Origin of the sequence: Vannielia litorea, from assembly GCF_018424695.1 — a bacterium.
GTDB lineage: Bacteria > Pseudomonadota > Alphaproteobacteria > Rhodobacterales > Rhodobacteraceae > Vannielia > Vannielia litorea_A.
Map to the genome: position 1 here is coordinate 58,852 of NZ_QTNQ01000003.1, position 24,158 is coordinate 83,009.

General features: G+C 65.4%; 22 protein-coding genes. 7 read left to right on the forward strand and 15 right to left on the reverse strand.

Features of this window, described 5'->3' with window-relative positions; all coding sequences use genetic code 11:
• The first annotated feature begins 194 nt into the window (after positions 1-194).
• Positions 195-704, forward strand: a complete 510-nt coding sequence (locus tag DYI42_RS02200; RefSeq protein WP_213544278.1) for a CarD family transcriptional regulator — start codon at positions 195-197, stop codon at positions 702-704.
• A 79-nt stretch (positions 705-783) separates the two neighbouring features.
• On the opposite strand, the gene DYI42_RS02205 is transcribed toward DYI42_RS02200, so the two are convergent.
• On the reverse strand, positions 784-2,667 hold the full coding sequence (locus DYI42_RS02205) for a cation:proton antiporter domain-containing protein (protein WP_213544279.1): 1,884 nt from the start codon (positions 2,665-2,667) through the stop codon (positions 784-786).
• A gap of 129 nt (positions 2,668-2,796) precedes the next feature.
• On the reverse strand, positions 2,797-3,255 hold the full coding sequence (locus DYI42_RS02210) for an Lrp/AsnC family transcriptional regulator (RefSeq protein WP_213544280.1): 459 nt from the start codon (positions 3,253-3,255) through the stop codon (positions 2,797-2,799).
• 129 nt (positions 3,256-3,384) lie between these two features.
• On the opposite strand from DYI42_RS02210, the gene hppD reads away from it, so the two are divergent.
• Positions 3,385-4,488, forward strand: coding sequence for a 4-hydroxyphenylpyruvate dioxygenase (hppD, locus tag DYI42_RS02215; protein ID WP_213544281.1), 1,104 nt, complete (start codon positions 3,385-3,387; stop codon positions 4,486-4,488).
• A 69-nt stretch (positions 4,489-4,557) separates the two neighbouring features.
• On the opposite strand, the gene kdsA is transcribed toward hppD, so the two are convergent.
• The 6 genes from kdsA to DYI42_RS02245 all read right to left on the reverse strand — a co-directional run bounded on the left by kdsA (position 4,558) and on the right by DYI42_RS02245 (position 13,595).
• Positions 4,558-5,376, reverse strand: a complete 819-nt coding sequence (kdsA, locus tag DYI42_RS02220; protein WP_213544282.1) for a 3-deoxy-8-phosphooctulonate synthase — start codon at positions 5,374-5,376, stop codon at positions 4,558-4,560.
• Between the two features lie 55 nt (positions 5,377-5,431).
• On the reverse strand, positions 5,432-7,801 hold the full coding sequence (locus DYI42_RS02225) for a Hint domain-containing protein (protein WP_213544283.1): 2,370 nt from the start codon (positions 7,799-7,801) through the stop codon (positions 5,432-5,434).
• An 85-nt stretch (positions 7,802-7,886) separates the two neighbouring features.
• Entirely contained in the window at positions 7,887-11,033 is a 3,147-nt protein-coding gene (locus DYI42_RS02230; RefSeq protein ID WP_213544284.1) for a hypothetical protein, read from the reverse strand.
• Between the two features lie 240 nt (positions 11,034-11,273).
• Positions 11,274-12,554, reverse strand: coding sequence for an O-acetylhomoserine aminocarboxypropyltransferase/cysteine synthase family protein (locus DYI42_RS02235; protein ID WP_213544285.1), 1,281 nt, complete (start codon positions 12,552-12,554; stop codon positions 11,274-11,276).
• Positions 12,555-12,672: 118 nt separating this feature from the next.
• Complete coding sequence (locus DYI42_RS02240; protein WP_213544286.1) at positions 12,673-13,077, reverse strand: DUF1330 domain-containing protein; 405 nt, start codon at positions 13,075-13,077, stop codon at positions 12,673-12,675.
• Positions 13,077-13,595 (reverse strand): DUF2239 family protein, encoded by a 519-nt coding sequence (locus DYI42_RS02245; RefSeq protein WP_213544287.1) that lies wholly within the window; start codon positions 13,593-13,595, stop codon positions 13,077-13,079. The genes DYI42_RS02240 and DYI42_RS02245 overlap by 1 nt, the downstream gene beginning before the upstream one ends.
• 60 nt (positions 13,596-13,655) lie before the next feature.
• On the opposite strand from DYI42_RS02245, the gene DYI42_RS02250 reads away from it, so the two are divergent.
• Positions 13,656-13,973, forward strand: coding sequence for a hypothetical protein (locus DYI42_RS02250; protein WP_213544288.1), 318 nt, complete (start codon positions 13,656-13,658; stop codon positions 13,971-13,973).
• Between the two features lie 42 nt (positions 13,974-14,015).
• Here the strand turns inward: DYI42_RS02250 and DYI42_RS02255 are convergent, their stop codons facing one another.
• The gene (locus DYI42_RS02255; protein ID WP_213544289.1) at positions 14,016-15,023 is read right to left on the reverse strand and encodes a hypothetical protein; all 1,008 of its coding nucleotides are present in this window, start codon (positions 15,021-15,023) and stop codon (positions 14,016-14,018) included.
• Positions 15,024-15,108: 85 nt separating this feature from the next.
• On the opposite strand from DYI42_RS02255, the gene DYI42_RS02260 reads away from it, so the two are divergent.
• The 4 genes from DYI42_RS02260 (at position 15,109) to DYI42_RS02275 (ending at position 18,954) form a co-directional block, all read left to right on the forward strand.
• Complete coding sequence (locus DYI42_RS02260; protein ID WP_213544290.1) at positions 15,109-15,531, forward strand: hypothetical protein; 423 nt, start codon at positions 15,109-15,111, stop codon at positions 15,529-15,531.
• A 68-nt stretch (positions 15,532-15,599) separates the two neighbouring features.
• Entirely contained in the window at positions 15,600-16,043 is a 444-nt protein-coding gene (locus DYI42_RS02265; RefSeq protein ID WP_213544291.1) for a VOC family protein, read from the forward strand.
• 14 nt (positions 16,044-16,057) lie between these two features.
• Positions 16,058-17,584, forward strand: a complete 1,527-nt coding sequence (locus DYI42_RS02270) for a cryptochrome/photolyase family protein (RefSeq protein ID WP_213544337.1) — start codon at positions 16,058-16,060, stop codon at positions 17,582-17,584.
• Positions 17,581-18,954, forward strand: a complete 1,374-nt coding sequence (locus DYI42_RS02275) for a coniferyl aldehyde dehydrogenase (protein ID WP_213544292.1) — start codon at positions 17,581-17,583, stop codon at positions 18,952-18,954. Before DYI42_RS02270 ends, DYI42_RS02275 begins: the two co-directional genes overlap by 4 nt.
• 268 nt (positions 18,955-19,222) lie before the next feature.
• Here DYI42_RS02275 and DYI42_RS02280 read toward each other — a convergent pair whose 3' ends face one another.
• The 6 genes from DYI42_RS02280 to DYI42_RS02305 all read right to left on the reverse strand — a co-directional run bounded on the left by DYI42_RS02280 (position 19,223) and on the right by DYI42_RS02305 (position 24,128).
• Complete coding sequence (locus DYI42_RS02280; RefSeq protein WP_213544293.1) at positions 19,223-20,071, reverse strand: class III extradiol dioxygenase family protein; 849 nt, start codon at positions 20,069-20,071, stop codon at positions 19,223-19,225.
• Between the two features lie 11 nt (positions 20,072-20,082).
• Positions 20,083-20,472 carry a protocatechuate 4,5-dioxygenase subunit alpha gene (locus DYI42_RS02285; RefSeq protein WP_244867420.1) on the reverse strand — a complete coding sequence of 130 codons (390 nt, stop codon included), beginning with the start codon at positions 20,470-20,472 and terminating at the stop codon, positions 20,083-20,085.
• Positions 20,473-20,625: 153 nt separating this feature from the next.
• Positions 20,626-21,516, reverse strand: a complete 891-nt coding sequence (locus DYI42_RS02290) for an amidohydrolase family protein (RefSeq protein WP_244867421.1) — start codon at positions 21,514-21,516, stop codon at positions 20,626-20,628.
• A complete protein-coding gene (locus DYI42_RS02295) occupies positions 21,513-22,553 on the reverse strand; it encodes a 4-oxalomesaconate tautomerase (RefSeq protein ID WP_213544294.1) in 1,041 nt (346 codons plus the stop codon). Before DYI42_RS02295 ends, DYI42_RS02290 begins: the two co-directional genes overlap by 4 nt.
• Before the next feature lie 148 nt (positions 22,554-22,701).
• The gene (gene ligK / locus DYI42_RS02300) at positions 22,702-23,394 is read right to left on the reverse strand and encodes a 4-carboxy-4-hydroxy-2-oxoadipate aldolase/oxaloacetate decarboxylase (protein WP_213544295.1); all 693 of its coding nucleotides are present in this window, start codon (positions 23,392-23,394) and stop codon (positions 22,702-22,704) included.
• Positions 23,391-24,128 carry a PIG-L deacetylase family protein gene (locus DYI42_RS02305; RefSeq protein WP_213544296.1) on the reverse strand — a complete coding sequence of 246 codons (738 nt, stop codon included), beginning with the start codon at positions 24,126-24,128 and terminating at the stop codon, positions 23,391-23,393. Before DYI42_RS02305 ends, ligK begins: the two co-directional genes overlap by 4 nt.
• Positions 24,129-24,158 lie beyond the last annotated feature (30 nt).

Consider the following 24,158-nt stretch of genomic DNA (forward strand, 5'->3'; position numbering starts at 1 on the left):
CTGGCGATGCGCTTTGAGAATCGCGATTTTTGTGATATATTACTTGCCGATGGAACATAAATCCTGAGGCTTCCGAGGCTGCGCGACTCGCCGTTTCGGGGGAATTCATAGCGCAAACAAGGCTCACTCCCGGATGCACCCGCGCCGGGGAGGGGCCTTTTCGGCTCCAAGGGATCGGCTAAGGAAGGCCCTGAATGACTAAGAAGAAATCCGAGTTTCGCCCCAACGATTTCGTTGTGTACCCGGCCCACGGCGTGGGCAAGATCGTCTCGATCGAGAAGCAGGAAGTGGCCGGCTTTGAGCTGGAGCTCTTCGTGATCTCCTTCGAGAAAGACAAGATGACCCTCCGCGTGCCGACCCACAAGGCCACCGAGGTTGGCATGCGCTCGCTGTCCACGCCCGATATCGTCAGCCAGGCCATGAAAACCCTCAAGGGTAAAGCCAAGGTGAAAAAGGCCATGTGGTCGCGCCGGGCGCAGGAGTACGAGCAAAAGATCAACTCCGGCGACCTGATCGCCATCGCGGAGGTGGTGCGCGACCTGCATCGCACCGACGACCAACGCGAACAGTCCTACTCCGAGCGTCAGCTCTACGAGGCCGCTCTCGAGCGGCTGACCCGTGAAGTCGCTGCCGTGTCCGGCTCCGACGAGGCTGGTGCTCAGAAGCAGGTGGATGACGTGCTGGTGAGCCGCGCCGCCGCCTGATCGCTGCGCGAAATGTGATTGCCAAGGCCGCGCCTTCGGGCGCGGCTTTTTTCATGCGCAACGCACTTACGGGCTCGGCTCAATCATCATCGTCGTCGTCATCCCGCGCCCGCTCTTCCTGAATCTCGCGCACAAGCGCCGCTTCCAGGTCCGAGTTCAGCTCGCGCGTGCGTTTCACGTAGGCCTCGTTCTGCGTCAACGGCACCTCGGGCTGCCACAGTTCGGCCAGCTCCCGCAGCGTGTGCCGGTCGTGCTTGTAGAAGCTCTTTTCCACCTCGCTCGCCTCGAACTCCGAAAACTCCATGTTCTCGAGCACGTAGCGCCCGGCCCGCAGGCTGGAGTCGAACAGCTCGCGCACGATGTCGTTCGCTCCGGCCTTGTAAAGCTCATACACATGCAGCCTGTCACGGGCGCGGGCCACGATGTGGATGTCGGGGCGGGCTTCGCGGGCGTAGCGCACCAGTTCCACCGCCGTCTTCGGGTTGTCGAGCGCCACCACCAGCACCTGCGCATGATGGATGCCCGCCGCATGCAGCAGCTCGGGCCGCGTAGGGTCACCGAAGAACCCCTTGAAACCGAAGCGGCGCAGAAGGTTGATGGTCTCCAGGTTGTGGTCGAGCACGGTAGTCTGCACGCCCGCAGCGCTCACCATTCGGCTCACGACTTGCCCGAAGCGCCCCAGCCCGGCGATGATCACCGGGGCGTTCTCGTCCATCTCGTCGGGCTCCGGCGCCTCGCTTTCGTCCGCCATCCGCTCCGAGAGCTTTTCGTAGAGAATGAAGAATAGCGGCGTGAGCAGCATCGTCATCGCCACCACCAGCAGCAAGACCTGCGCCAGCACCGGGTCCAGCATCCGCTGGCCGGTCATGAAGCCGATCAGCACGAAGCCGAATTCGCCTGCCTGCGCCAGCCCGAGGGTAAAAAGCCACTGCCCCTTTGTCCGCAGCTTGAAGATCCAGGCCAGCGCATAGAGGATCAGGCCCTTGATCAGCATCACCCCAAGCGTAAGCCCGATAATGGTGAAAATGTTGGTCCAGAGCACCGTGAAGTTGATGCCCGCCCCAACAGTTATAAAGAACAGGCCGAGCAGCAGGCCCTTGAACGGGTTCAGGTCGGCCTCGATCTGGTGCCGGAACTCCGAGTTGGCCAGCATCACCCCGCCAAGAAAGGTGCCGAGCGCCGGGGAGAGGCCCACGAGGTTCATCAGGAAGGCGATCATCACCACCATCAGCAGCGCCGTGGCGGTGTAGAGCTCGCGCAGCTTGGCCATGTGGATGAAGCGGAACAGGGGGCGCGTCAGGAAGATGCCTGCGAGGATCACCGCCGCCACCGCGCCCACCGTCACCAGCGCCACGCCCCAGCCGGGCAGGCCCTCCACCAGCGACATGGTGTGATGCGCCTCCTCGCTCCCGCGCTGGATGGCCCCGCTCGGGTCGAGTTGCGGCACCAGCGCAACGGGCAGCAGCGGCAGCACCGCGAGAATCGGGATGACGGCAATATCCTGCGTCAGCAGCACCGAGATGATCGACCGCCCGCCCGGCGACTGCATCAGCCCCTTCTCGCTGAGGGTTTGCAGCACGATGGCGGTGGAGGAGAGCGCAAAGGTCATGCCCACGGCGAGGGCAAGGCTCCAGCTGAGCCCCAGCGCCACGGCACATCCCGCGATCACGAGGCTGGTGCCCACCACCTGCAATCCGCCCAGCCCAAGCAGCCGGTGCCGCATGTTCCACAACGCCTTAGGCTCAAGCTCCAGCCCGATCAGGAACAGCATCACGACCACGCCGAACTCGGCAAAGTGTTGCAATTCCTGGGTTTCCGAGCCGACGAGCCCGAGGATCGGGCCAATCACGATACCCGAAAGCAGGTAGCCCAGCACCGAGCCGAGGCCCAGCCGTGCCGATATCGGCACGGCGACCACAGCCGCGCTGAGGTAGATCACCGCCTGGTAGAGAAATCCTTCCATGACACCTGCCTGTTCCGACCTCTCCAGAAGTATCAGGCGCGGGCCAAAATGGAATGGCCGCAACGCCGCATTGCGCGGGTTTTCCGCCTGCGCAGGGGCACAAAATCTTTCACTGGGTTACAGGCGGCCTCAGAGCGGCAGCGGGCCGTCGGGCTTCAACTGCGCCATCACGATCTGGCTTTGGACCCGGGCCACCGAGGAGTGGGGCAAAAGCACCTCCTGCACGAGCCGGTTGAGTGCTGCCAGATCGGTGCAGAAGATCCGCAGCAGGTAATCCGCATCGCCCGTCATCACCCATGCGCTGGTGATCTCCGGCGTGGCAGCGACAAGGGCCGCAAAGCTTTGCGCGGCATCCGGCGCATGGGCCGCCATGTGCACCTGGATCATCGCCTGCACCCCAAGCCCCACCGCCTCCGCATCGACCCGCGCCGCATAGCCCGAGATCAAGCCGGCGGCCTCAAGCCTCTGCCGCCGCCGCCCGGCCTGGCTGGGGCTGAGGCGAAGGTGCTGGCCGAGGCTTTCGGCGGTCTGGTTGGCATCTTGCTGGAGCAGGCGCAGCAGCGCCGAGTCGGTCTTGTCCATGGCCATGCGGATAGTCTGCGTCTTTAAGCGATTTTTTGAAATGATGCCGCACGAAGCAGGGCAACTTCAACGAAGAATGCGCAGATTTATCCCTCACCATGCGCTAAACTTCTGCAAAGCGAACAGGAGATACCCATGGGACCCTTCCCTCATGACGCCCCCAAGGCGACCATCACCGATGAAAACCCCGCCGGCACCGACGGCTTCGAGTTTGTCGAATTCGCCCACCCTGACCCCGAGCACCTGCGCGAGACCTTCCGCGCCATGGGCTATACCCACGTTGCCACCCACAAGACCAAGCGCATCGAGCTTTGGCAGCAGGGCGACATCAGCTACCTGATCAATGACGAGAAGGGCACTCATGGCCGTGACTTCGTGGAAGAGCACGGCCCCTGCGCCCCCTCGATGGGTTGGCGCGTGGTGGACGCCCAGCATGCCTATGACCACGCGGTGAAAAACGGCGCAGAGCCCTACGACGGCCCCGGCAAAACCATGGATGTGCCCGCTATTCGCGGCATCGGCGGCTCGCTGATCTATTTCATCGAGGACTACTTCGAAACCAGCGCCTACAATGCCGAGTTCGACTGGCACGACGATGCGCACCCGCAGGGCGTCGGCTTCTACTACCTCGACCACCTCACCCATAACGTCTTCAAGGGCAACATGGACAAGTGGTTCCAGTTCTACGGAAAGCTCTTCAACTTCCGTGAAATCCGCTTCTTTGACATCGAGGGCAAGTTCACCGGCCTGTTCTCCCGGGCGCTGACCTCGCCTTGCGGGCGCATCCGCATTCCGATCAACGAGGACCGGGGCGAGACCGGGCAGATCGTGGCCTATCTGAAAAAGTACAACGGCGAAGGCATCCAGCACATCGCCGTGGGCGCGCGCGACATCTACGAGGCGACCGACGCCATTGCCGAGATGGGCGTCAAGTTCATGCCCGGCCCGCCCGAGACCTATTACAAGATGTCGAAGGAGCGCGTAGTCGGCCACGAAGAGCCGCTGAACCGGATGATGAAGCACGGCATCCTGATTGACGGCGAGGGCGTGGTGGACGGCGGCGAAACCCGCATCCTGCTGCAAATCTTCTCGAAAACGGTGATCGGCCCGATCTTCTTCGAGTTCATCCAGCGCAAGGGCGATGACGGCTTCGGCGAGGGCAACTTCAAGGCGCTGTTCGAGAGCATCGAGCAGGAGCAGATCGAAAGCGGCGAGCTGAAACCGGAGGATGCGGCCTAAGGGCAGCTCCTCGGGCCCTTCGGACCCTCCTCGCACCTGCGATGAGGACCGCAAGGGCCGAAGAGCAGATCAGCCCTTCGTCACCGCGTCCAGCGCCGTCAGCCGGTCGAGCACGACCGGAAGATCCTGCAACTTCAGCATGTTCGGCCCGTCCGAGGGCGCGGTGTCTGGGGCTTCGTGCACCTCCATGAAGACCGCCGCGCAGCCTACCGCCATCGCCGCCGCCGCCAGCACCGGCACATACTCGCGCTTGCCCCCGGTGGAGCCGCCAAGCCCGCCGGGCTGCTGCACCGAGTGGGTTGCGTCGAAGACCACGGGGTAGCCCGTCTCCGCCATGATCGGCAGGCTGCGGAAGTCGCTGACCAGCGCGTTGTAGCCAAAGCTCGTGCCCCGCTCGCAGAGCATGATCCGCTCGTTGCCCGTGCTGGCGATCTTCTCGGCCACGTTCGCCATGTCCCAGGGCGCCAGAAACTGGCCCTTCTTCACATTCACCGCGCAGCCCGTCTCTCCGGCGGCCAGCAGCAGGTCGGTTTGGCGGCAGAGAAAGGCGGGGATCTGGAGGATGTCCACCACCTCGCCCGCCCGCTGCGCCTGCGCCACGTCATGCACGTCGGTCACCACCGGGCAGCCGAACTCCTCGCGCACGGCGGCCAGCACCTCCAGCCCTTTCTCGATGCCCAGCCCGCGCTTGCCCGAAAGCGAGGTGCGGTTCGCCTTGTCGTAGCTGGCCTTGAAGATGAAGGGCACACCCCGCTCCGCCGCCATCTCGCCGATCCTCGCGGCCAGCATCCGCGCGTGGTCGAGGCTCTCCAACTGGCAGGGGCCGGCGAGCAGCGCGAAGGGCCGGGTGTTGGAGATGGAAATGCCGCCGATGTCTACCGTTTTCATGCCCGCGCCTCTCGCTGAAATGTTCGCGCAGGGGAACACCGCGCGGGCCGTGATGTCAAACCGTCAGCGGGTCGCGGGCGGGGACAAGCAGTTGGCGCAGGGCGCTGCGGGAGAGGCCGCGCAAGGCGCGCCGGGGGAGAAGCGGGCGCACCGTGGGGCCATAGACGACCTCGGGCGAGGCACCGCCGAGCACCGCGCCGAGGCCGGGCAGGGCGGCGATCAGCGCGATAAGAGCCTCCGGGTCAAGGCTGCGCAGGGCCCAGGGGCCGGGGTAGAAGCTCGCCTGCCAGAAGCCGCCTGCGCGCAGCAGCCCGTGGCGCGGCAGCAGCAGGTGGTGGTAGCGCACCCGGCGGCACCCCTCGGCAATTCGCACGCCCGGCACGCCCTCAAGCGCCATGTGCCTGGCCCGCACGAGCCACTCCTCGCCGCCGAACCGGGCGAGGAAACAGTGCTGACGTGACACCTTTTGCCCCGCCACCACCACGGGTTTCAACTCGGGCCGGGAGGACAGGAGCGCAGGCCCGCAGGCCCGCGTGCCGCTCCAGAGCAGGCGCTCTACCCCGCGCGAGGTCAGCACCGCATCGCCCGCGCGCAGCGCCTCCACCGGCACCGGCCCGTCCGGCGTGTCGATGGATGTGCCCGTTGTGAAACAGGGGATCCCCATCGAGAACATCGTCGAGGCATCCATCGTGGCCGGGTCCACACCCAGCAGCGTCACGCTCTCACCGCCGGGGAAGGTAAGCACCGCGTTCCCCGCGCCATCATCGCTCACCGCAATGTCGAAGCCGCTGACCGGCCCCATCGCCGAAATGTCGAACTGGTCCACCGTCTGGCCCGATTCCAGCGTCATGTCGAAATCGGTGATGGTCACGCTGCCATCGCCCGGCTGCAGGAAGAGGATATCGTAGCCGTCGCCGGTGGTGACAGTGTCACTCCCCGCGCCGCCATAGATCTCGTCATGCCCGGTGCCCGCGTCGATCACGTCGTCGCCCGCACCGCCATAAATCTCGTCATCGCCGCCGCCGCCGGTCAGCGTGTCGGCCCCATCGCCGCCGGTGAGTGTGTCGGAGCCGTCGCCCCCATCCAGCACATCGTCGCCCGCGCCGCCAATCACCGTGTCGTTGGCACCCCCGCCAGACAGGCTCACGCCGGTAGATGTTGCACTGGCATCCAGCGTGTCGGACCCCGCGCTGCCGGTGATCTCCTCGATGCCGGTGAAACTGCCGGTGGAGCCTGTCTGCACCCAGCCGCCCGCGCCGTCGCTGGTATAGGTCACGGTCACGCCGCTGCCGAAAAAGCAGACCTCGTCGGTCCTGTCACCGCCGGTGATTGTGTCGTTGCCGTCGCCCTCGGGGATGAGGAAGGTGTCGTTCCCGGTGCCGCCATCCAGGATGTCGTCGCCCGTGCCGCCCCAGATGGTGTCGGCCCCATCCCCACCGCTGATCGCGTCGGCACCCGCGTTGCCGATGAGCAGGTCATCGCCCTCGCCACCGCTGAGCGTGTCGCTGCCGCTGCCACCGGCCAGCGTGTCATCGCCGCCCTGACCGCCAAGAGTGATATCGGCCGCCTGCGCCGAGGCGTCGATGATATCCGCCCCCTCGGTGCCCCCTATCTCCTCGACCTCCCAGAACTGGCCCGAGGCCCCGGTGAGCGTATAGGTGCCCTGCTCCCAGCCGTCGAATGTCACCGTTACGCCGCCGGTGCCGGAGAAGGAGAGCACGTCGTGGTCGCCCGTGCTCTCGCCGAGGCTGACGATATCGTGGCCGTCGCCCTCGGCGATCAGCACGACGTCGGAGCCATCTCCGGCGTGCAGCCAGTCATCCCCGATGCCGCCCGAGATGGTGTCATCCCCGACAAGGCCGTAGATCAGGTCAGACCCCGCACCGCCGCTGATGATGTCATCCCCGCCATGGCCCGTCAGCGTGTCGTCGCCGTCGCCGCCCTCCAGCACATCGTCGTAATTGCCGCCCTCGACCGTGTTGATATCGGCCTGCTCGTAGGTCGATGTGGTGAGGTCGGCATAGGCAATGCCCGGTGTACCGGCGGAGAGAACGGTGGTGATCTGATAGTCGACGCCGGGCTGCACCTCTCCGTCGGCGACGTAGCCCACCAGTATACCGTCGATGTGCACCTCGTAGATCGAAACAGTCCCACCATTGCCATCGTCCAGCACCGCGCCCCAGCCTGAAAGGTTGGCGCTGCCCGATTGCAGAGGCGTGCCGGATGCGTCCGAAACCACGCCGGTCTGGCCTGCGCTGCTCTGGTCGAAGCTGGCATCCGCAGTGTCGGTGATGTCGAAGGTGTAGGCGTGGGTCGAGGCTGACCAGTCGCTATCGAGGCGCACATGGCTGCCTACCCCGGGGGCGCCACCGCCCACCACGATAAAATCCGCGCCGTTGTAGCCGCCGATCGAGTAAAGGGACATCGGAGTGCCTGCCTTCCGGTCTGAACCGGAAGAGGCCTAGCGCAGTGTGGTTAAGATAGTACCAAGGTGCGTCCGACCAGTCCGCTCAGCTGCGCGGCATCGACAGGGTGATATTCCGCCCGCGCTTCACGTAGCGCAGCTCGCTCTGGCCGATGGCGGCCACCTTGCCGCCGTCCAGCCTGTCACCGGCCTTCACCTTCACCAGCCGGCCCGAGGGCAGCCGTACGAGCGCGCGGCGCTGCGAGGGCGAGCCGAACACGCCGATCAGGTTGATATCGCGCAGTTTCAGCGCATTGCGGTCGGTGGCAGCCTTGGCGACGGAAGCACTGGAGGGCACCCGGGGCGCCACCTTCTGATTGCGGGGCAGGGCGACGGCGGCACTCGCCGTCTGCTCCGGCTCTTGCCTGGCGGCGGCGGCGGCCTGCTTGCGGGCCTCTGCTTGTTCACGTTCAGCGCGTTTGCGGGCTGCGGCCACCTTGCGCTCGAAGCCGCGGGGCTTGGCGGCGGGCTGGCGCGATTTGGCCACGGCAAGCCGCGAGGCGTTTTGCAGTTCAGCCGCGGCGCGGGCCTCGGCCTCCGCCTGGGCGCGCGCCTCATCCTGTTGCAACTCGGCGGATTCTTCGGCGCTGTTGCGTACCGCCTCCTCTATCGCGGCCTGACGGCTGGCCTCGGCCTCGTCCTGGACGGATTGCGGGCGGGCCTTCGGGCGCAGACCGGCCAGCTCGGCGCGGGTGCGCCCGCCCAGTTGGGCTTTCTCGTTCTCTTCCACCAGCCCCTGTGGGCGGGCCCGGGGCCGAAGTCCGGCAAGCGGGTTGTCGTCTTCCGCGCCCGGTTCCGCTTCTGTCTCCGCCTCGGCGGCCTCTAACTCTGCCTCTGCGGTTGTGTCTTCCGAGGTGCCGGGGCGGGCACGGGGCACCACACTCGGGCGCCCGGCATAAAGCGTGATGCCATCCGCCGTGACCACACCCTCTTCGGTCGGCTGGATGCGGCCCTCGTCGTCAAACACCACAACCTGGCCCGGTGGCACCGGGCCGGGCTGGCGGGGCAGGGCGGTGTCGGTGCCGCCCTCGGTGCCCGCGCGCGGCAGGGCCACAGCATCATGCGGCTGAACGCTGGGGTCGATGGAGGCGATATAGATATCGTCAGTGCTCTCCTGCTCGGGGAGCGAGGCAAGCACCGGCGCCTGCTGCCAGATACCGCTTTCCGTATAGGCCGCCTGCGCCTCTTCGGCGCTCATCCGCGGGGCCACATCCGCTTCCGGCTCGGGCTCGAAATCTGCCATCTCGTCATCGGCGGGCAGCGAATCGGCGTCGATCTCGGGGAGCGGCGGGTTCTCCAGCATCGGCTCGGCCAGCTGCGGCTCGTCCTCGGGCATTGCCGAGAAGGGATCATCCGTCAGGCTGGCCAGGTCCACCGGTTCGCCGGTGTCAAAGTCGTCGGACGGTGCCTGTAGCGCTTCGGCAAGCTCCGCCTCGCCCTCGGGGTCGGTGGTTGCGCCGCTGGTGCCCGCTTCCGAGAAGGTGATCGAGCGCGTCAGCCCGCCATCCTCCCCCAGCAGCGGCACCGACGAGGCGCTGGCAACCACCTGCTCGCCCTCTGCCGCGGCCTGCGCCACGGTCTCGTCATTCGCGAGGAACAGCTTCGACCACAGCCCAACAAGCCCCATGAACAGCAGCAGCGCCATGGTCAGCGCCACGGGAAAGCCCTTGCGCGCCTGGGCTTTCTTCTTGCCGCGTGCGCCGAAGATGGTGAACTCGCCGGGCGCCGCCTCTTGCGAAATCCGCTCCGGCAGATCGCCGGGCGTGGGGCGGGGCAGGGGAGCGGCGATGATCTCGGGCGTCAGGGAAGGCGCCTCGGAACGTCGCAGCGCCGACACCCGATCACGGAAGGAGGCAAAGGCCGCCTTGCTGCGCGGTGCGCCATCCTGCGCGGAAATCTCGGGGTCGCCCTGGGCCGCGACCGGGGCGGCCTTGAGAGCTTCGAGCGTGTCAGTGGCCAGCGCCGGGGCCGCAGCCTCCGTCGGCGCGGCCTCTTCGACCGTCCGCTCGCTTCCCGCTTTCGCGGGCGAGGCCGGAGTTTCGCTGCGTGTCGCGCCGCCCAGCTTGCGGCTCGGCGCAGCGCCGTCAGCACTGCGTGCGCCACCCAACTTGGGGGCCTTGCCTTCGTCGGAGGTTGCGCGGATCGAGCTGAAAGAGGGCAGAACCGCCGGGGTCTCGGCGGCTGCGTCGTCCGCCGTCTCGGCTTCCGTGCGCGCAGCGGCCTCCTGCGGCAGCTCTTCCGCAGCTGCCTCTTCGGCGGCGGCGTCCGGCAGAGCAGGGGCGTCCTGCATCTCTGCGCCTGCCTCGACCGGCGCCTCGATCTCTATCGGCTGGTCACCTGTCTCATCCCGTGCGTCCGGTGGGCCGAGCGCAGCCGCGGGGTCCTCCAACTCGGCGTCGCCGGGCTCATCGACCTCCTGCGCGGATGCGACCTCGTCTACGTCTACAACGTCTTCCTCTTCGGCGGTGCTTACCCGTGCCTCACTTGCCGGGGCCTCTTCGGGAACCGAAGCTTCCACCACCGGCTCGCCTGGCGCATCAGCCGCCTCGTCAAGCGGGGCGGCCTCCTCCGGTACGTCCGGCCCGTCCGGTGCGTCAGCCAGGTCTTCTGCTGGCGCGGCCTCACCCGGCTCTGCCTGCGTGGCGACCGCCGGCGCATCCCAAACGCCCACCACCGTAATCGGCTCGGCATCGGCCACCATTCCGGGGCCGGCGGCAGGCCCTCTGTCGGCAGGGCCGAAGAAGGGCTCCCGCAGGAAGCCCCCGCGCGGCGGCACAGCCACAAAACCCACCGGGCCGAAGCCGTGCTCACTGGCAAAGGCCCGGGCTTCGTCCAGTGTTTCGCGGGCGACGACGGCAATCTGCAAGGTTTCGCCGTCCGATTCCCAGTCGAACACGAGGTCCGACACCTCGTAGGGCGTGGCCCCAACCAGCGCGGCGCGCACGCGCACCTCGTCGGCCAGCTCGTCCTTGCCGCTCGCCGGGCAACTGGTGAACAGGATCTGGCTGTTGGGGAGGACCAGCTTGGTCGAAATATCTCGGCCATCCGCTGCCTTGTCCCGCAGCGCGGCAAGGTCGTCCGACAGGCTGTCGGCATCCAGCGACACCCTGCCAATCCGGCGCCAGCCGTCATCTGCGCGGCGCAGAAGTGAAATGCCATCGTGGCTGAGGTCCAGGGCGAATTCAGGCGTCATCGAAGGAATTTCCGACCAAAGGGTGCAGGCCAGCAGCGGCCCGCGAAAAACTCCCTTAGTCTATACAGTCTTACCTTCCGGTTTTCAATTTTTCCCAACTTCTGGTGCATCACCTTCACGTTGCCGCGAAGCGCGTTGTGCGGAAAAGAAAAATCCGGCCCGCAGAGGGGCCGGATTCAATGGGGAGCGGGGCTGACAATGTCGTGAAACTGCAAGCCCGCGCTCGGCGAGGTTCCGCCGTCAGGCGTGCGCCTTCTCCAGGGCCTGCTCCAGATCGGCGATCAGATCATCGGCCGTTTCGATTCCGATCGACAGGCGCAGCACGTCCGGCGCGGCGCCGGCGGCCACCTGTTGCTCCTCGGTGAGCTGCCGGTGCGTGGTCGACGCCGAATGGATCACCAGGCTGCGGGTGTCGCCGAGGTTGGCCACGTGGCTGAACAGCTCAAGGCTGTCCACCGTCTTCACGCAAGCCTCGTAGCCGCCCTTCAGCGCTACCGTAAACAGCCCGCCCGCGCCCTTGGGGCACACGGTTTTTACCCGGTCGGCATAGGGCGACGAGGGCAGCCCGGCATAGGTCACTTCCTTGACGTTCGGATTGGTCTCCAGCCAGGCGGCGATCTTCTTGGCGTTCTCCACATGGCGTTCCATCCGCAGGCTTAGGGTTTCGATGCCCATGAGCGTGTAATGCGCGGCCTGCGGATTCAGCGTCATCCCGAGGTCACGCAGCCCGATGGCGATGCCGTGGAAGGTGAAGGCGAGCGGTCCGAAGGTCTCTGCAAACTTCAACCCGTGGTAGGCCGGTTCCGGCTCGCTGAGCGAGGGGAACTTGCCCGAGGCGGCCCAGTCGAACTTGCCCGAATCCACCACCACGCCGCCGGTCACGGTGCCGTTGCCGGTGAGATACTTGGTCATCGAATGCACCACCAGCGTCGCGCCATGCTCGATGGGGCGGCAGAGGTAGGGGGTGGCGGAGGTGTTGTCGACGATCAGCGGCAGGCCTGCCTTGTCGGCCACCTTGGCGATGGCGGGCAGGTCGGTGATGTAGCCGCCCGGGTTGGCGATGGACTCGCAGAAGACGGCGCGGGTGTCATCGTCAATCGCCGCTTCCACAGCGTCGAGATCGTCAAAATCCACGAACTTGGCCGACCAGCCAAAGCGTTTGATCGTCTGGGAAAACTGGGTGATCGAGCCGCCATAAAGCCGGGTGGAGACCACCACGTTCAGTCCGGGCCCCATCAGCGGGAAGAGCGCCATGATTTGCGCCGCATGGCCCGACGAGCAGCAGACCGCGCCCGCGCCACCTTCCAGCGTGGCCACCCGCTCTTGCAGCGCCGCCACCGTTGGGTTGGTCAGCCGGGAGTAGATGTAGCCGACCTCCTGAAGATTGAAGAGCGCGGCGGCGTGGTCGGCATCGCGAAACACATAGGCGGTGGTCTGGTAGATCGGCGTTTGCCGCGCGCCGGTGGCCGGATCGGGCCGGGCGCCTGCGTGGATCTGAAGCGTGTCGAAGCCGTAGCTCATGGGTAGTCCTCCCTCGGGGCTGGTTTTGGCGGCGACCCTAGGGCAAAGCGGGCAGGACGGGCAACGTGAAGTGGCCGCGCATGCCGTGAAATCCGCTCAACACGATCATGCGCGGCGTTCAGCGCGGCAACACCGGAAGCAGCCGGCTGTCTTCCAGCGCCGCACGCCGGTGGGCCGCCGCAACCTGCGCCTCCGGCATCTGCGCGAAGGCAAAGAAGGCCTCGAGGCTCGCCTGCCGCACCATCAGCACCCGGTCCCAGCGCTCGGCTTCGGGCCCGATGAACCAACCCCCGCCGACGCCGTCAAACAGCACCTCGCCGCCGCTGGCCTCCAGCAGGGGCTGGATCGCGGCTTCGTATAGCCCGTAGGCCTCGCGCCCGCTCCGGCCCGCGCCGCCCAGCCCGGGAGCTTGGGCATAATCCGCCTGCGCCCGGAACCGCAGCAGGTTCACCATCACCAGCGGCCCCTGCGGGTTTCTCCTTACAAAAGCCAACGCAGCCTCCTCGGTTGGATCGATATGCATCAGCCTTCCCCCGCCAACTCCAGCGCATGGGCGCGAATGTCCTCCGGCCAGCCCGCGATGGCCCCGGCAAATCCCTCGCCCGCGTAGAGCGCGCGCATCGCCTCTTCAAAGCCAGGCAGGTCGCCCGCAATGGCGGTGCAAAAGCTGTAGGCCGCATCGCGCGCCGCCGCCGGATCGGGCCGCTTCATCGCCTCCTCCACCAGTCGCCGCAGCGTGGCGGAGGCCCCGCCGCGCTGGCTGGCCAGCCAGTCCCAGTGGCGCGGCAACAGGGTGACCTCGCGCGGCACCACCCCCAGTTTCGGGCGGCCCCGTCCGCGTGGGGCAGGGGCGTAGCGCGCGGCGACCGCCGCCGGCCCACCCGAAAGGTCTAGGTCTGTCTCACGGCCCGTGAGATCAGAAAAGATGAGCAGCGCTGCGCCGGGGCCGTGCCCCATTCGTGCGAGCAGGTTGGCAAGCTCGGGCAACGTGGCGCTGGCGATGCGGGTGTGGCCCTCGAAGGCGGTAAAAGTTTCGTCCATGGCGCCCTATTTACACCCGGGTAAAAATATGTCAATCCGCCGCGAAAAAGGAGCTCTCCCATGATCGACAAACGCGCCGCCCGCGCTGCCTACAAGGAAAGCCCGGATCGCTGGGTGATCTATGCCGCCCGCACCGGGGGCCGCTGCTGGGTGGGCGCCACGCCTAATCTGCCCGCCGCCGAAAACCGGCTGAGGTTTCAGCTCAAGATGAAGAGCTGCACCGTGCCCGGCATGCAGGCCGCCCATGACGGCACCTTGGCGGTGGAGGTTCTGGATGAACTCGACGCCCGGCTTGGCCCCCTGGCCCGCAGCGAGGCGGTGAAGGCGCGACGGTCGGCCTGGGCCGTGCAACTTGGCGCCACCCCGATGACACGGTAGCCCGGTGGGTCGCGAATTTTCGCACGAAAATTCGCGTCGTTGCTACCGCATCCAGAGGTTCTCGCGCTTCAGCCGGTTGCGGATCGTCTGCTCCTTCTGAGGCAAGTTCTCACGGTCAAAGAGCGCGCGGGCCTTCTCGCCCTTGTTCTGAAAGATCAGCCGCTTGAAGGGCTCGTATTCCTTAAGCACCTTCTTGATCCTGTTCGGCGCGGCAACTTCGGCCAGCGCCGCAACCGCATGATCGCTCTCGCGGGCGTAAAGCAGCGATAGCACCCGCCAATGGCAGGTCACGTCGCCATCCAGCCCGTCCAGCTCGGGCCCGGGCCGCCCGCCGCCAAAGCTGTGTATCACAAGGGGAAGCGCCACTTGATCGAGCCAGGGGTCCAGCGCCTGGCAGGCCAGCTCATCCGGCGCATCATCGCGGATCGCCAGCGCATACTCCTCGAACCGCGCGCCAAAACTCGGCCCGCAAGCGCCAAAGAACCACCCGGCGTTGAAGTAAAGATACCGCTGCCAGTATTCATCCGGATGGCTGGTATCGAGCGAGCTTTCGAACTCAAGCCCGAACTTGTCGTAAAGGCTCTTCCAGATGCCCGCATAGCCGGGGCCATAAAGCGGCACCTCGGGCCATGTGTCTTCGCGCTTCATCGAGGCAGCAGGTCGATTGAAATCGAAGGGCAGGGCAGAGAGCGCACCGGTTACCAGCGTGTCGGTGTCAAAGAAGATGAAGGGCTCGCCCTCCGGCAATTCGCGCAGCGCCTCGATCTTGTTGCCATAGGGGTAGGCCTCGCCGAAGTGCCGGCTCTCGAACGGCAGGATCTCGGCGCCCAATTCACCCTCCAGCAACCTGCGTACCGACGGCGCGTCCATTCGCGGGTCATGGCTCCAAAGCTCGCCCGGCTTCGGCTCGGCCACGAAGAGCCGCCCGCTGAAACCGCTGTCGAAGTGCCGGAGCGAGGCAGCGAACAGCACCGCCTCGTATTGCAGCCTCCCTGCATGCCCGACGATGACGATGTTGAAAGGCTTTGATTTCCTGGCGCGTGCGGCCATACTGCTCCTGATCTTGTTGCGATCGGGCCTCGCATTTTCGGGGCCACTATACCCAAAGTCCATTTGTCGAAAAGGAAAATCCCCGATGACTTTTCGGAAGCTCGCCACCGCCGTGCTTCTCGCTGCTTCCATGCCCCTTGCGGCGCAGGCCGAGAACTTCACCACCGCCGCCGAAGTCCGCCCCATCCTTGAAACCATCAAGGACAAGTGGATCGCCATCCGCGTGGAGGGCGACGAGGATTACGTGTTCTTCACCCCCATCGTCTCCTGGCGCTGCGGCGTGCAGGCGGTGCAATTCGGCTTCAACGACGAACCGCCCACCCGCAGCCTCGACATGGCCGAGTGTCACACCGAGTTTTCCAACCCCAACGTGATGGTCGATGGCGACCCGATCCCGCTGGTGACGGCGCCGGCCAATACCGTTGAAACCGTGACCATCCGGATGATGTATGACGATGGCTCGCTGTCGGAATCCGTGATCCCCCGGAAGCAGGTGCTCATTCCCTGACGCCCGGCCCCTAGCCTCCGCCGTTTCGCGCCCTATCCTCTGGACCAAACGCCAAAGGAGGGGCACCCATGCGCTACGTTCACACAATGATCCGGATCACCGATGTCGACGAGAGTCTCGATTTCTGGTGCACGAAATTCGGCCTCGAAGAGATCCGCCGTGTCGAGGTGCCTGAGGGCAAGTTCACCCTGATCTTCCTCGCCGCTCCGAAAGACAAGGAAAGCGCCGAAGAGCACGGCGCGCCCGAGCTTGAGCTGACCTACAACTGGGACAGTGACGAGAAGCTGGAAACCGCCCGCGCCTGGGGCCACCTCGCCTATCGCGTCGATGATATCTACGCCACCTGCCAGAATCTGATGGACAAGGGCGTCACCATCAACCGCCCACCCCGCGATGGCCGCATGGCCTTCGTGAAGTCGCCCGACAATATCTCGATCGAGCTGATCCAGGAGGGCGAGGCGCTGCCGCCGAAGGAGCCCTGGGCTTCGATGGAAAACACCGGCGACTGGTGAGCGCCGCGCAGCCCATTCCTCGACTCGTCCTCGTTCTGGGCGACCAGCTAAGCCCCTCCGTCGCCGCCTTGAAGGCGGCGGAGAAGGGGCGCGACGTGGTCGTGATGGCCGAAGTGGCGGCGGAAACCGATTACGTGCGCCACCACCCCAAGAAGATCGCACTGATCTTCGCCGCCATGCGCAAATTCGCCGCCCGGCTCAAGAGTGACGGCTGGAAGGTCGCCTACACCCGGCTGGACGATGATGGGAACGCGGGCTCCATCCCCGGCGAGTTGCTGCGCCGTGCCGAGGAGCACGGGGCCAGGTCGGTGCTGGCCACCCGCCCGGGCGAATGGCGGCTGATCGAGGCGCTGGAAGACTGCCCGCTCGACGTTGCGATGCATGAAGACACCCGCTTCATCGCCTCCCACGCGGAGTTCGAAAGCTGGGCCGAGGGCCGCAAGGCCCTGCGCATGGAGTACTTCTACCGCGAGATGCGACGCAAGACCGGCCTGTTGATGGAGGGTGACGAACCGGCGGGAGACAAGTGGAACTACGACCACGACAACCGCAAACCCGCCGAGGATGACCTCTTCCTGCCCAAGCCGCTCTGGTTTGAGCCCGACGAGGAGGTGGAAGAGGTGCTGCAACTGGTCGAGCAGCGCTTCGCCGACAACTTCGGAAAACTCCGCCCCTTCGGCTTCGCCACAACTGCGGAGCAGGCCGAAAAGGTGCTCACCCACTTCATCCAGACCGCGCTGGAAAACTTTGGCACCTACCAGGACGCGATGCTGCAAGATCAGCGCTTCCTCTACCATTCGCTCATATCCGCCTATCTCAACATCGGCGTGCTGGACCCGCTCGATGTGTGCCAGCGCGTCGAACAAGCCTGGAAGGATGGCAAGGCGCCGATCAACGCCGCCGAAGGCTTCATCCGGCAAATCCTTGGCTGGCGTGAATACGTCCGCGGCATCTACTTCCACGAAGGGCCGGAGTACCCCAGCCGCAATGCGCTGAACCACCAGCGGGCCCTGCCGCCCCTCTTCTGGGGCGCGGAGACCAAGATGAACTGCCTCGCGCAGGCGGTAAATCAAACCGAAGAAGAGGCCTATGCCCACCACATCCAGCGGCTGATGATCACCGGCAACTTCGCCCTGATCGCCCAGATCAACCCGAGCGAGGTGCACGAGTGGTATCTCGAAGTCTATTTTGATGCCTTCGAATGGGTCGAAGCGCCCAACACGGTGGGGATGAGCCAGTTCGCCGACGGCGGGGTGATCGCGTCAAAGCCCTATGTCTCCTCGGGCAACTACATCCACAAGATGTCCGACTACTGCGGCAGCTGCCACTACTCCGTCAGCAAGAAGACGGGGGAGGGGGCCTGCCCCTTCAACCTGCTCTACTGGCACTTTCTCGACAGGCACCGCGACCGGTTTGAAAACAACCCACGCATGGCCCAGATGTATCGAACATGGGACAGGATGGATCACGGTAAGCGCAAGACCGTGCTGCGCGAGGCCGAGGCCTTCCTGACCCGCATGAGCAAAGGCGACCCCGTATGACCGACCTGACCGAGCTTCTCGACACCCAGCGCAGTGCCTTTCTCGCAGGTGGCCCGCCCAGCCAGGCCGAGCGCCGCGCCGCGCTGCAACGGCTGCGCAAGGCGGTGATCGCTCGCGCCGATGCCTTCGCCGAGGCAGCGGGCAAGGACTTTGCACACCGCGCTGCGGAAGAGACGAAGCTGGTCGACATCGTGCCCACCATCAGCGCCATCGACTACCTCGACCGCAACCTGCGCCGCTTCATGGCGCCCGAGCGCCGCCGCCTGCACCCGGCACTCTGGCCCGCAAAGGCGCGGGTGCACTACCAGCCCAAGGGCGTGGTCGGCATCATCTCGCCCTGGAACTACCCGTTCTCCCTGGCGCTGGTGCTGCTGGCGACGGCGCTGGCGGCGGGCAACCGGGTGATGCTGAAGCCCTCTGAATTCACACCCGCCTGCGCGGCGGTGCTGCGCGAGATGATCGAAGAGCTGTTCCGCCCCGCGCAGGTGGCGGTGGTGGAAGGCGGCCCGGAGGTGGGGGCCGATTTCGCCGCGCTGCCCTTCGACCACCTCTTCTTCACCGGCGGCACCGAGGTGGGCCGCAAGGTGATGCAGGCCGCCGCCGCCAACCTCACCCCGGTGACACTTGAACTCGGCGGCAAAAGCCCCGCCGTGCTCGCCCCGGATGCCGACTTCGAAAAGGCCGCAGGCTCGCTCGCCTTCGGCAAGCTGGTGAACGGCGGGCAAACCTGCATCGCGCCCGATTACGCACTGGTGCCGACCGGGCAGGTGGAGCGCTTCTGCACTGAAATGAGGTCAGCCGCCGCCGCGCTCTATCCCGGCGGCACGGCGGATGAAAACCTCACCGGCCCCATCCATGCCCGCCATGCCGCACGGCTGCGCGCCATGGCCGAAGACGCAGACGCCAAGGGCGCCACCCGCGTGCCTCTGCTTGAAGGAGAAGACGCGCCCGCAATTCTTACGAACGTCACCGACGCGATGAACGTGATGCAGGACGAAATCTTCGGCCCGCTGCTCCCTGTGGTGCCCTACGACACCATTGAGGAGGCCATCGCCTACATCAACGCCCGCCCGCGCCCGCTGGCGCTCTACCACTTCGGCCCAGACGATGCCGCCCGCGAGGCCGTGCTCACCCGCACCACCTCCGGCGGCGTCACGGTGAACGATACGCTGCTGCACGTCGCCGCCGATGATCTGCCCTTCGGCGGCATCGGCCCCTCCGGCCTCGGCGCCTACCACGGGCCCGAAGGCTTCAAATCCATGAGCCACGCCAAATCGGTGCTGACGCAGCGCCACCCCAACGGCACCCACCTCATCCGCCCGCCCTACGGCAAGTGGACAAGGCGGATCTTCGGCCATTTCCTGAATTGAACCCGTGTTCAAATGAGCGCCTTGCGGCGCATTCCTTTTGTTTGTTTGCCTCCGGCGGGGATAGTTCAGGAGCTCCGAGAGACATGGGCTGCACAAAAAAGGCGAGAGCAGCACCCAGCCGCCCTCGCCCCTGACAGAGACGTATCTCTCGTCGCTCACGGCCATCGCCGTCCCCAGCTGTGCCGCAGGTCAAAAATGCACCGGTAAGGTTAATGCTTTGTTACTCTCAGAGCTCCAAAACTATCCCCGCCGGAGGCCCAAGATCTCTTCAGGCGGCACATTCCAAAAGTAGCGTGCCGGCGGCGGTGTTTGAGATCGGGATGTGATAATTCCGGGTGATCTCCGTCACCTCATCCCCCAGCGCTCCACGCATCATCATCCACATCAGAAACTCGGTGCCCTGTGCGCCCGCCTTCTCAACCAGTTCCATCCGGCTGATCTTCGTCAGCGCCTCGGGGTCGCTCACGATGTTCTCGAGGCAATACTGGTCGAATTCCTTGTTGATGAAGCCGGCCCGCTGCCCGTCGAGCTGGTGGCTCAACCCGCCGGTGCCCAGCACAACCACCTTCGCCTCTTCGGGGAAGCTCCGCAGCGCCTTTCCCAAGGCCTTCCCGAAGTCCAGAGCCCGCTTCAACGTCGGGATCGGGTGCTGCACCGTGTTGGCGCTGATCGGCACCGCGCGGGGCATGTCGGGGTTGTTCGGCGCCCCCGGCCAGAACAGCTGCATCGGCACCACGAAGCCGTGGTCCACCGCCAGCTCCTGGCAGGAGGTGATGTCGAACTCATCCTCCACCATGCTCTCGATAATATGCCAAGAAAGCTCAGGCGCGCCGGGAAAGGGCGGCAGCGAGGGCAGGCCCCAGCCCTCATCCTCGTTGCGGTATTCATGCGCCGCACCGATCGCGAAGGTGGGCATCCGGTCGAGGAAGAATCCAAGCCCGTGGTCGTTGTAGATGTTCACCACGTAGTCGGGCTTGTGCTCCCTGATCCAGGCGTGAACCTTCGGGTAGCCGTCGAAGAAGGGCTTCCAGTAGGGGTCGTCCTGCAACCCCTTGTCGATCGCATTGCCGACGGCCGGAATATGCGAGGTGGTGATGCCTCCGAGGATCTGTGCCATGTGACTGCTCCCTATGCCTGGCTGGCCAGAAAGGCCTGGAACTCTTCGCGCGTGCGGCCCGTCTGCATCCCACCCACGTCCTGCACCGAGAGCTTGAAGATCCCGGCCAGCTTGGCGAGGTAATAGATATTTCCGCCCTCTTCGATCATCGCAAGAATGTCATTGTCGCGGATCGCCTGGCGCTGCTCTTCCCGCAGGCCATACTTCTCCATCCACGCCTCCGGATCGGCCTTGAAGGCCTCGCGGTTCTCGGCGCGGTTGAAGTCGTAGCACATCTTGTTCAGGGCATAGCCCTTCATGGCCATGCGCCCATCGAAGACCGTCGTGCCGGGGATGTCGATGTGATAATCGTGGCTGTGCTGTGCCATCGCGTCCTCCATTGTCTCTGCCCGGTATCGCATGGCGCAATCCGCCCCGAATTTGACCTGGATCAAGCCAACGCCCGGTGAGACGCGCTTCGAATTGTGGTGGCGGAAAATGAATGGCGGCGCGGCTTGCCCACAATGGCAAACGGGCGGCGCACAGCGCCGCCCGCCCAAGCTGAGATCTGCCGCTTAGCGCGCCCAGTAAAGCCGCATCGGGTTGTCGACGAGCAGCTTCTGCTGCTGCTCCGGCGTGCGTGCGATCTTGGGGATATAATCCACCAGAGCCCCGTCGTCGGGCATGTGGCTCTTCATGTTCGGGTGCGGCCAGTCGGTGCCCCAGAGCACGCGGTCGGGGAAGCGCTCGACGATGGCCTGATAGAAAGGGATCACATCGTCATAGGGCGGGCCGGCCTTGGTGAGCCGCTCGGGGCAGGTGACCTTGCTCCAGATGTTCTCGTTGCGCTCCATCAGCTGGATGAAGCGCTGGAAATCCGGGTGATCGACCCCCTTGCTCACATCGGGGCGCCCCATGTGATCCACCACCAGCACCGTCGGCAGGCTTTCAAGGAAGGGCACCAGCTCTTCCAGATCGGCGGCCTCGAAATACACCACGATATGCCAGCCCAGCTTGGCGATCCGCTCGGCGATGCGCAGGAACACCTCCTTGGGCGTCGCATCCACCAGCCGTTTGACAAAGTTGAACCGTACGCCGCGCACGCCCGCCGCATCCATCTCGGCCAGTTCCTCATCGCTCACATCCGGGCCGACGCTGGCGATCCCCCGCGCCAGGTCTCCGGCGGCGCGGCAGGCATCCACCATCGCCCGGTTGTCCTTGCCGTGGCAGGTGGCCTGCACAATCACGTTGCGGCCAAACCCAAGGAAATCGCGCAATTCGAACAGCTTGTCCTTGCCGGCGTTGCAGGGTGTATACTTCCGCTCGGGCGCGAAGGGGAACTCAGGTGACGGCCCGAAGACATGGCAATGCGCATCCACCGCCCCCTTGGGCAGCTTGAAATCGGGCACCTTGGGGCTTGGGTGAAACACCAGCCAATCCGCGTCCATCACCTGCTCTTCGCTCATCCGAAAATCTCCCCGTCCATCAATTTCCGTGCCGTCCTGAGGATCGCGGCCTCCACGACCTCGCCGCCTTCAACCGTCGCAACCACCGTCATCTCGCCCGTCGGATGCTCCACCGACAGGGCCCGCTCCCGGCCCTCGCCGCGCTTCGCGAGGTCATGAGCGGGCGAGCCCTCCGTCAGGCAGGCCGTTGCCACGCTCACCGCGCCCAGCACGCCAATCGTCTTGTGGCAACGATGCGGAATGAAGGTGCGGGTGGAAATCGCGCCCTCTTTGGGCGCGCTCACCATCGTCATCTTCGGCACGCTTTTCTCGCTCACATCGCCAAGGTTCATCATCGGCCCCGCCTTCAGCCGGATCGCCTCCAGCTTCTCACGAAGCGCGGCGTTCCCCTCCAACTCCTCAGGCGTTTCGTCGCCGGTGATCCCCATGTCGGCCGCCCGCATCACCACGCAGGGCATGCCGTTGTCGATCAGCGTGCAGGCCACCCCCTCGATCTCGTCTGCCGCGTTGCCGGTCGGCAGCAGCGCCCCGCAGCTCGAGCCGGCAGTGTCTTTGAAGGTGATCGGCACCGCCGCCGCGCCGCCCGGCACGCCGTCAATCTTTGCCTCGCCCGCGTAGCTCACCACGCCGCCCGGCGTGCTCACCCGCGCCACGGCAACCTGGCCGGTGTTCTCCATGTAGATCACCACCGGCGTCTCGCCGTCTTGCGCCGCCACCAGCCCCCGCTCGATGGCGAAGGGTCCGACCCCGGCAAGGATGTTCCCGCAGTTCTGGGCGTCGGTGACGATGGGCTGGTCGACGAACACCTGGAGGAAGAGGTAATCCACGTCCACGCCGTCGCGCTCGGATTTGCGAACCACAGCCACTTTTGAGGTCAGCGGATCGGCACCGCCCATCCCGTCGATCTGGCGGATGTCGGGCGAGCCCATCGCGCGCAGCAAAAAGACGTCACGATCTTCCGGCAGATCCTCGGCGAGGAAGTAGCCCCCCTTGGAGGTGCCGCCGCGCATCCACATGCATCTCACGCCGTTGTTCATCTGGCCTCGTTTCTGCACCGGCACAACGCGCGGTGCGGGTCATCTTCCGTTAATGTGCTGCACTTGCGATATGCATGGGTTGTGCATGGGTTGTGCATCAATTGTGCTGAGGTGCTAAGATACCTTTCTGCATTGCAGCAGAATTTCCTCAAACATATTTCAATCCGGCCTTCTCCAGCCGTTCGCGCATGTTGTAGATGTCGAGCCCCAATTCTCCGGCCTCGAAGCGGGCACGTTTGGACGCTTCGTTGGCCTCGCGGGCGCGGGCCTTCTCCAACACCTCGGCGGCCTCTTCCCGGCGCACCACCACCACACCGTCATCATCGGCCACCAGCACGTCGCCCGCGTTGACCAATTCGTCGGCGCAGACCACCGGCACATTGACCGAGCCCAGCGTCTCCTTGATGGTGCCTTGCGCGAAAACCGCCTTCGACCAGACCGGAAAACCCATTTCTGTCAGGTCCTTGATGTCGCGCACGCCGGCGTCGATCACCAGCCCCCGGCAGCCCCGCGTCTGCGCCGAAGTGGCCAGAAGGTCGCCGAAATAGCCCGCGTTGGAGGAGGTGATGGTGCCGAGGCACAGGATATCGCCCGGCTTGATCTGCTCGATGGCAACGTGGATCATCCAGTTGTCGCAGGGCGGAGCGAGGATGGTCACGGCAGAGCCCGCCACCCGTGCGCCGGTGTAGATCGGGCGCATGTAAGCGGCCAGCAGGCCCTTGCGGCCCTGCGCCTCATGCACCGTGGCCACCCCACATTCTGAAAGCCCGTCAATGACTTGGGGGTCAGCCCGCTCGATATTCTGGACGACAACGCCCGTGGTGCCCGGCTGATAGCTCATTCCAGTTCATCCACCGTGCGCGGGAAGATCGACTGGAAGCCCTCTGCATAGCGGCAATCGCGCCCGCCCGACTGGCCCCCCGAATTCCGGCGGAAGTGGTTGCCCCGGTTTTCGGCCACATTCTCGTAGAAGTGCCACAGGTGCTCCTGCCCCTGCATGCACTGGATCGCGGCCCATTTCTTGTCCCACACCGGGGTGATGTCGAGAAACACGTTGGGCCGCCATTCCATCTGCTCGGTCTGATGCGGCTCGAACAGGTAAAGCTGCGGCGCGCCCAGCACCTTCTGGCCGGGGTTGTGGCCCCACGCCTGCGCCACCATCCGCGCCTCCAGCGCAAAATCGGTCGTGCGCATGTGGTCGGTGTTGTAGGGGTCCCATTTCGAGTGCGAAAACATAAACTTGGGCTGCACTTCGCGGATGATGTCCACCATCTGCTCCAGCGTCTCGCGGCCCAGATCGAGCGGATAGTCGCCCCGGTCGAGAAAGCGGATGTCGTTCACGCCAAGCGCGGCGGCGGCGTTCTCGGCCTCTTCCTGCCGGGCGGCCTTCACCTTCTCCAGCGTCATGCCTTCCTGCTTCCAGAGCTTCGCGCTCTCGCCGCGTTCACCATAGCTCAAGCAAACCACGGTAACCTCGTAGCCCTTGGACTGGTGCAGGGCGATGGCGCCGCCTGCGCGCCAGACGAAATCGGCGGAATGGGCGCTGATGACCAGCGCTGTCTTCTTGTCACTCATGGGTCGCTATCCTCCTTGCGCGCAGCGAAA

What these genes read in the sequence shown, in the direction of transcription:
- DYI42_RS02200 (WP_213544278.1), top strand. Translation starts at nt 195, where the DNA reads ATGACTAAGAAGAAATCCGAGTTTCGCCCCAACGATTTCGTTGTGTAC.
- DYI42_RS02205 (WP_213544279.1), bottom strand. Translation starts at nt 2,667, where the DNA reads ATGGAAGGATTTCTCTACCAGGCGGTGATCTACCTCAGCGCGGCTGTG.
- DYI42_RS02210 (WP_213544280.1), bottom strand. Translation starts at nt 3,255, where the DNA reads ATGGCCATGGACAAGACCGACTCGGCGCTGCTGCGCCTGCTCCAGCAA.
- hppD (WP_213544281.1), top strand. Translation starts at nt 3,385, where the DNA reads ATGGGACCCTTCCCTCATGACGCCCCCAAGGCGACCATCACCGATGAA.
- kdsA (WP_213544282.1), bottom strand. Translation starts at nt 5,376, where the DNA reads ATGAAAACGGTAGACATCGGCGGCATTTCCATCTCCAACACCCGGCCC.
- DYI42_RS02225 (WP_213544283.1), bottom strand. Translation starts at nt 7,801, where the DNA reads ATGTCCCTTTACTCGATCGGCGGCTACAACGGCGCGGATTTTATCGTG.
- DYI42_RS02230 (WP_213544284.1), bottom strand. Translation starts at nt 11,033, where the DNA reads ATGACGCCTGAATTCGCCCTGGACCTCAGCCACGATGGCATTTCACTT.
- DYI42_RS02235 (WP_213544285.1), bottom strand. Translation starts at nt 12,554, where the DNA reads ATGAGCTACGGCTTCGACACGCTTCAGATCCACGCAGGCGCCCGGCCC.
- DYI42_RS02240 (WP_213544286.1), bottom strand. Translation starts at nt 13,077, where the DNA reads ATGCATATCGATCCAACCGAGGAGGCTGCGTTGGCTTTTGTAAGGAGA.
- DYI42_RS02245 (WP_213544287.1), bottom strand. Translation starts at nt 13,595, where the DNA reads ATGGACGAAACTTTTACCGCCTTCGAGGGCCACACCCGCATCGCCAGC.
- DYI42_RS02250 (WP_213544288.1), top strand. Translation starts at nt 13,656, where the DNA reads ATGATCGACAAACGCGCCGCCCGCGCTGCCTACAAGGAAAGCCCGGAT.
- DYI42_RS02255 (WP_213544289.1), bottom strand. Translation starts at nt 15,023, where the DNA reads ATGGCCGCACGCGCCAGGAAATCAAAGCCTTTCAACATCGTCATCGTC.
- DYI42_RS02260 (WP_213544290.1), top strand. Translation starts at nt 15,109, where the DNA reads ATGACTTTTCGGAAGCTCGCCACCGCCGTGCTTCTCGCTGCTTCCATG.
- DYI42_RS02265 (WP_213544291.1), top strand. Translation starts at nt 15,600, where the DNA reads ATGCGCTACGTTCACACAATGATCCGGATCACCGATGTCGACGAGAGT.
- DYI42_RS02275 (WP_213544292.1), top strand. Translation starts at nt 17,581, where the DNA reads ATGACCGACCTGACCGAGCTTCTCGACACCCAGCGCAGTGCCTTTCTC.
- DYI42_RS02280 (WP_213544293.1), bottom strand. Translation starts at nt 20,071, where the DNA reads ATGGCACAGATCCTCGGAGGCATCACCACCTCGCATATTCCGGCCGTC.
- DYI42_RS02285 (WP_244867420.1), bottom strand. Translation starts at nt 20,472, where the DNA reads ATGCGATACCGGGCAGAGACAATGGAGGACGCGATGGCACAGCACAGC.
- DYI42_RS02290 (WP_244867421.1), bottom strand. Translation starts at nt 21,516, where the DNA reads ATGAGCGAAGAGCAGGTGATGGACGCGGATTGGCTGGTGTTTCACCCA.
- DYI42_RS02295 (WP_213544294.1), bottom strand. Translation starts at nt 22,553, where the DNA reads ATGAACAACGGCGTGAGATGCATGTGGATGCGCGGCGGCACCTCCAAG.
- ligK (WP_213544295.1), bottom strand. Translation starts at nt 23,394, where the DNA reads ATGAGCTATCAGCCGGGCACCACGGGCGTTGTCGTCCAGAATATCGAG.
- DYI42_RS02305 (WP_213544296.1), bottom strand. Translation starts at nt 24,128, where the DNA reads ATGAGTGACAAGAAGACAGCGCTGGTCATCAGCGCCCATTCCGCCGAT.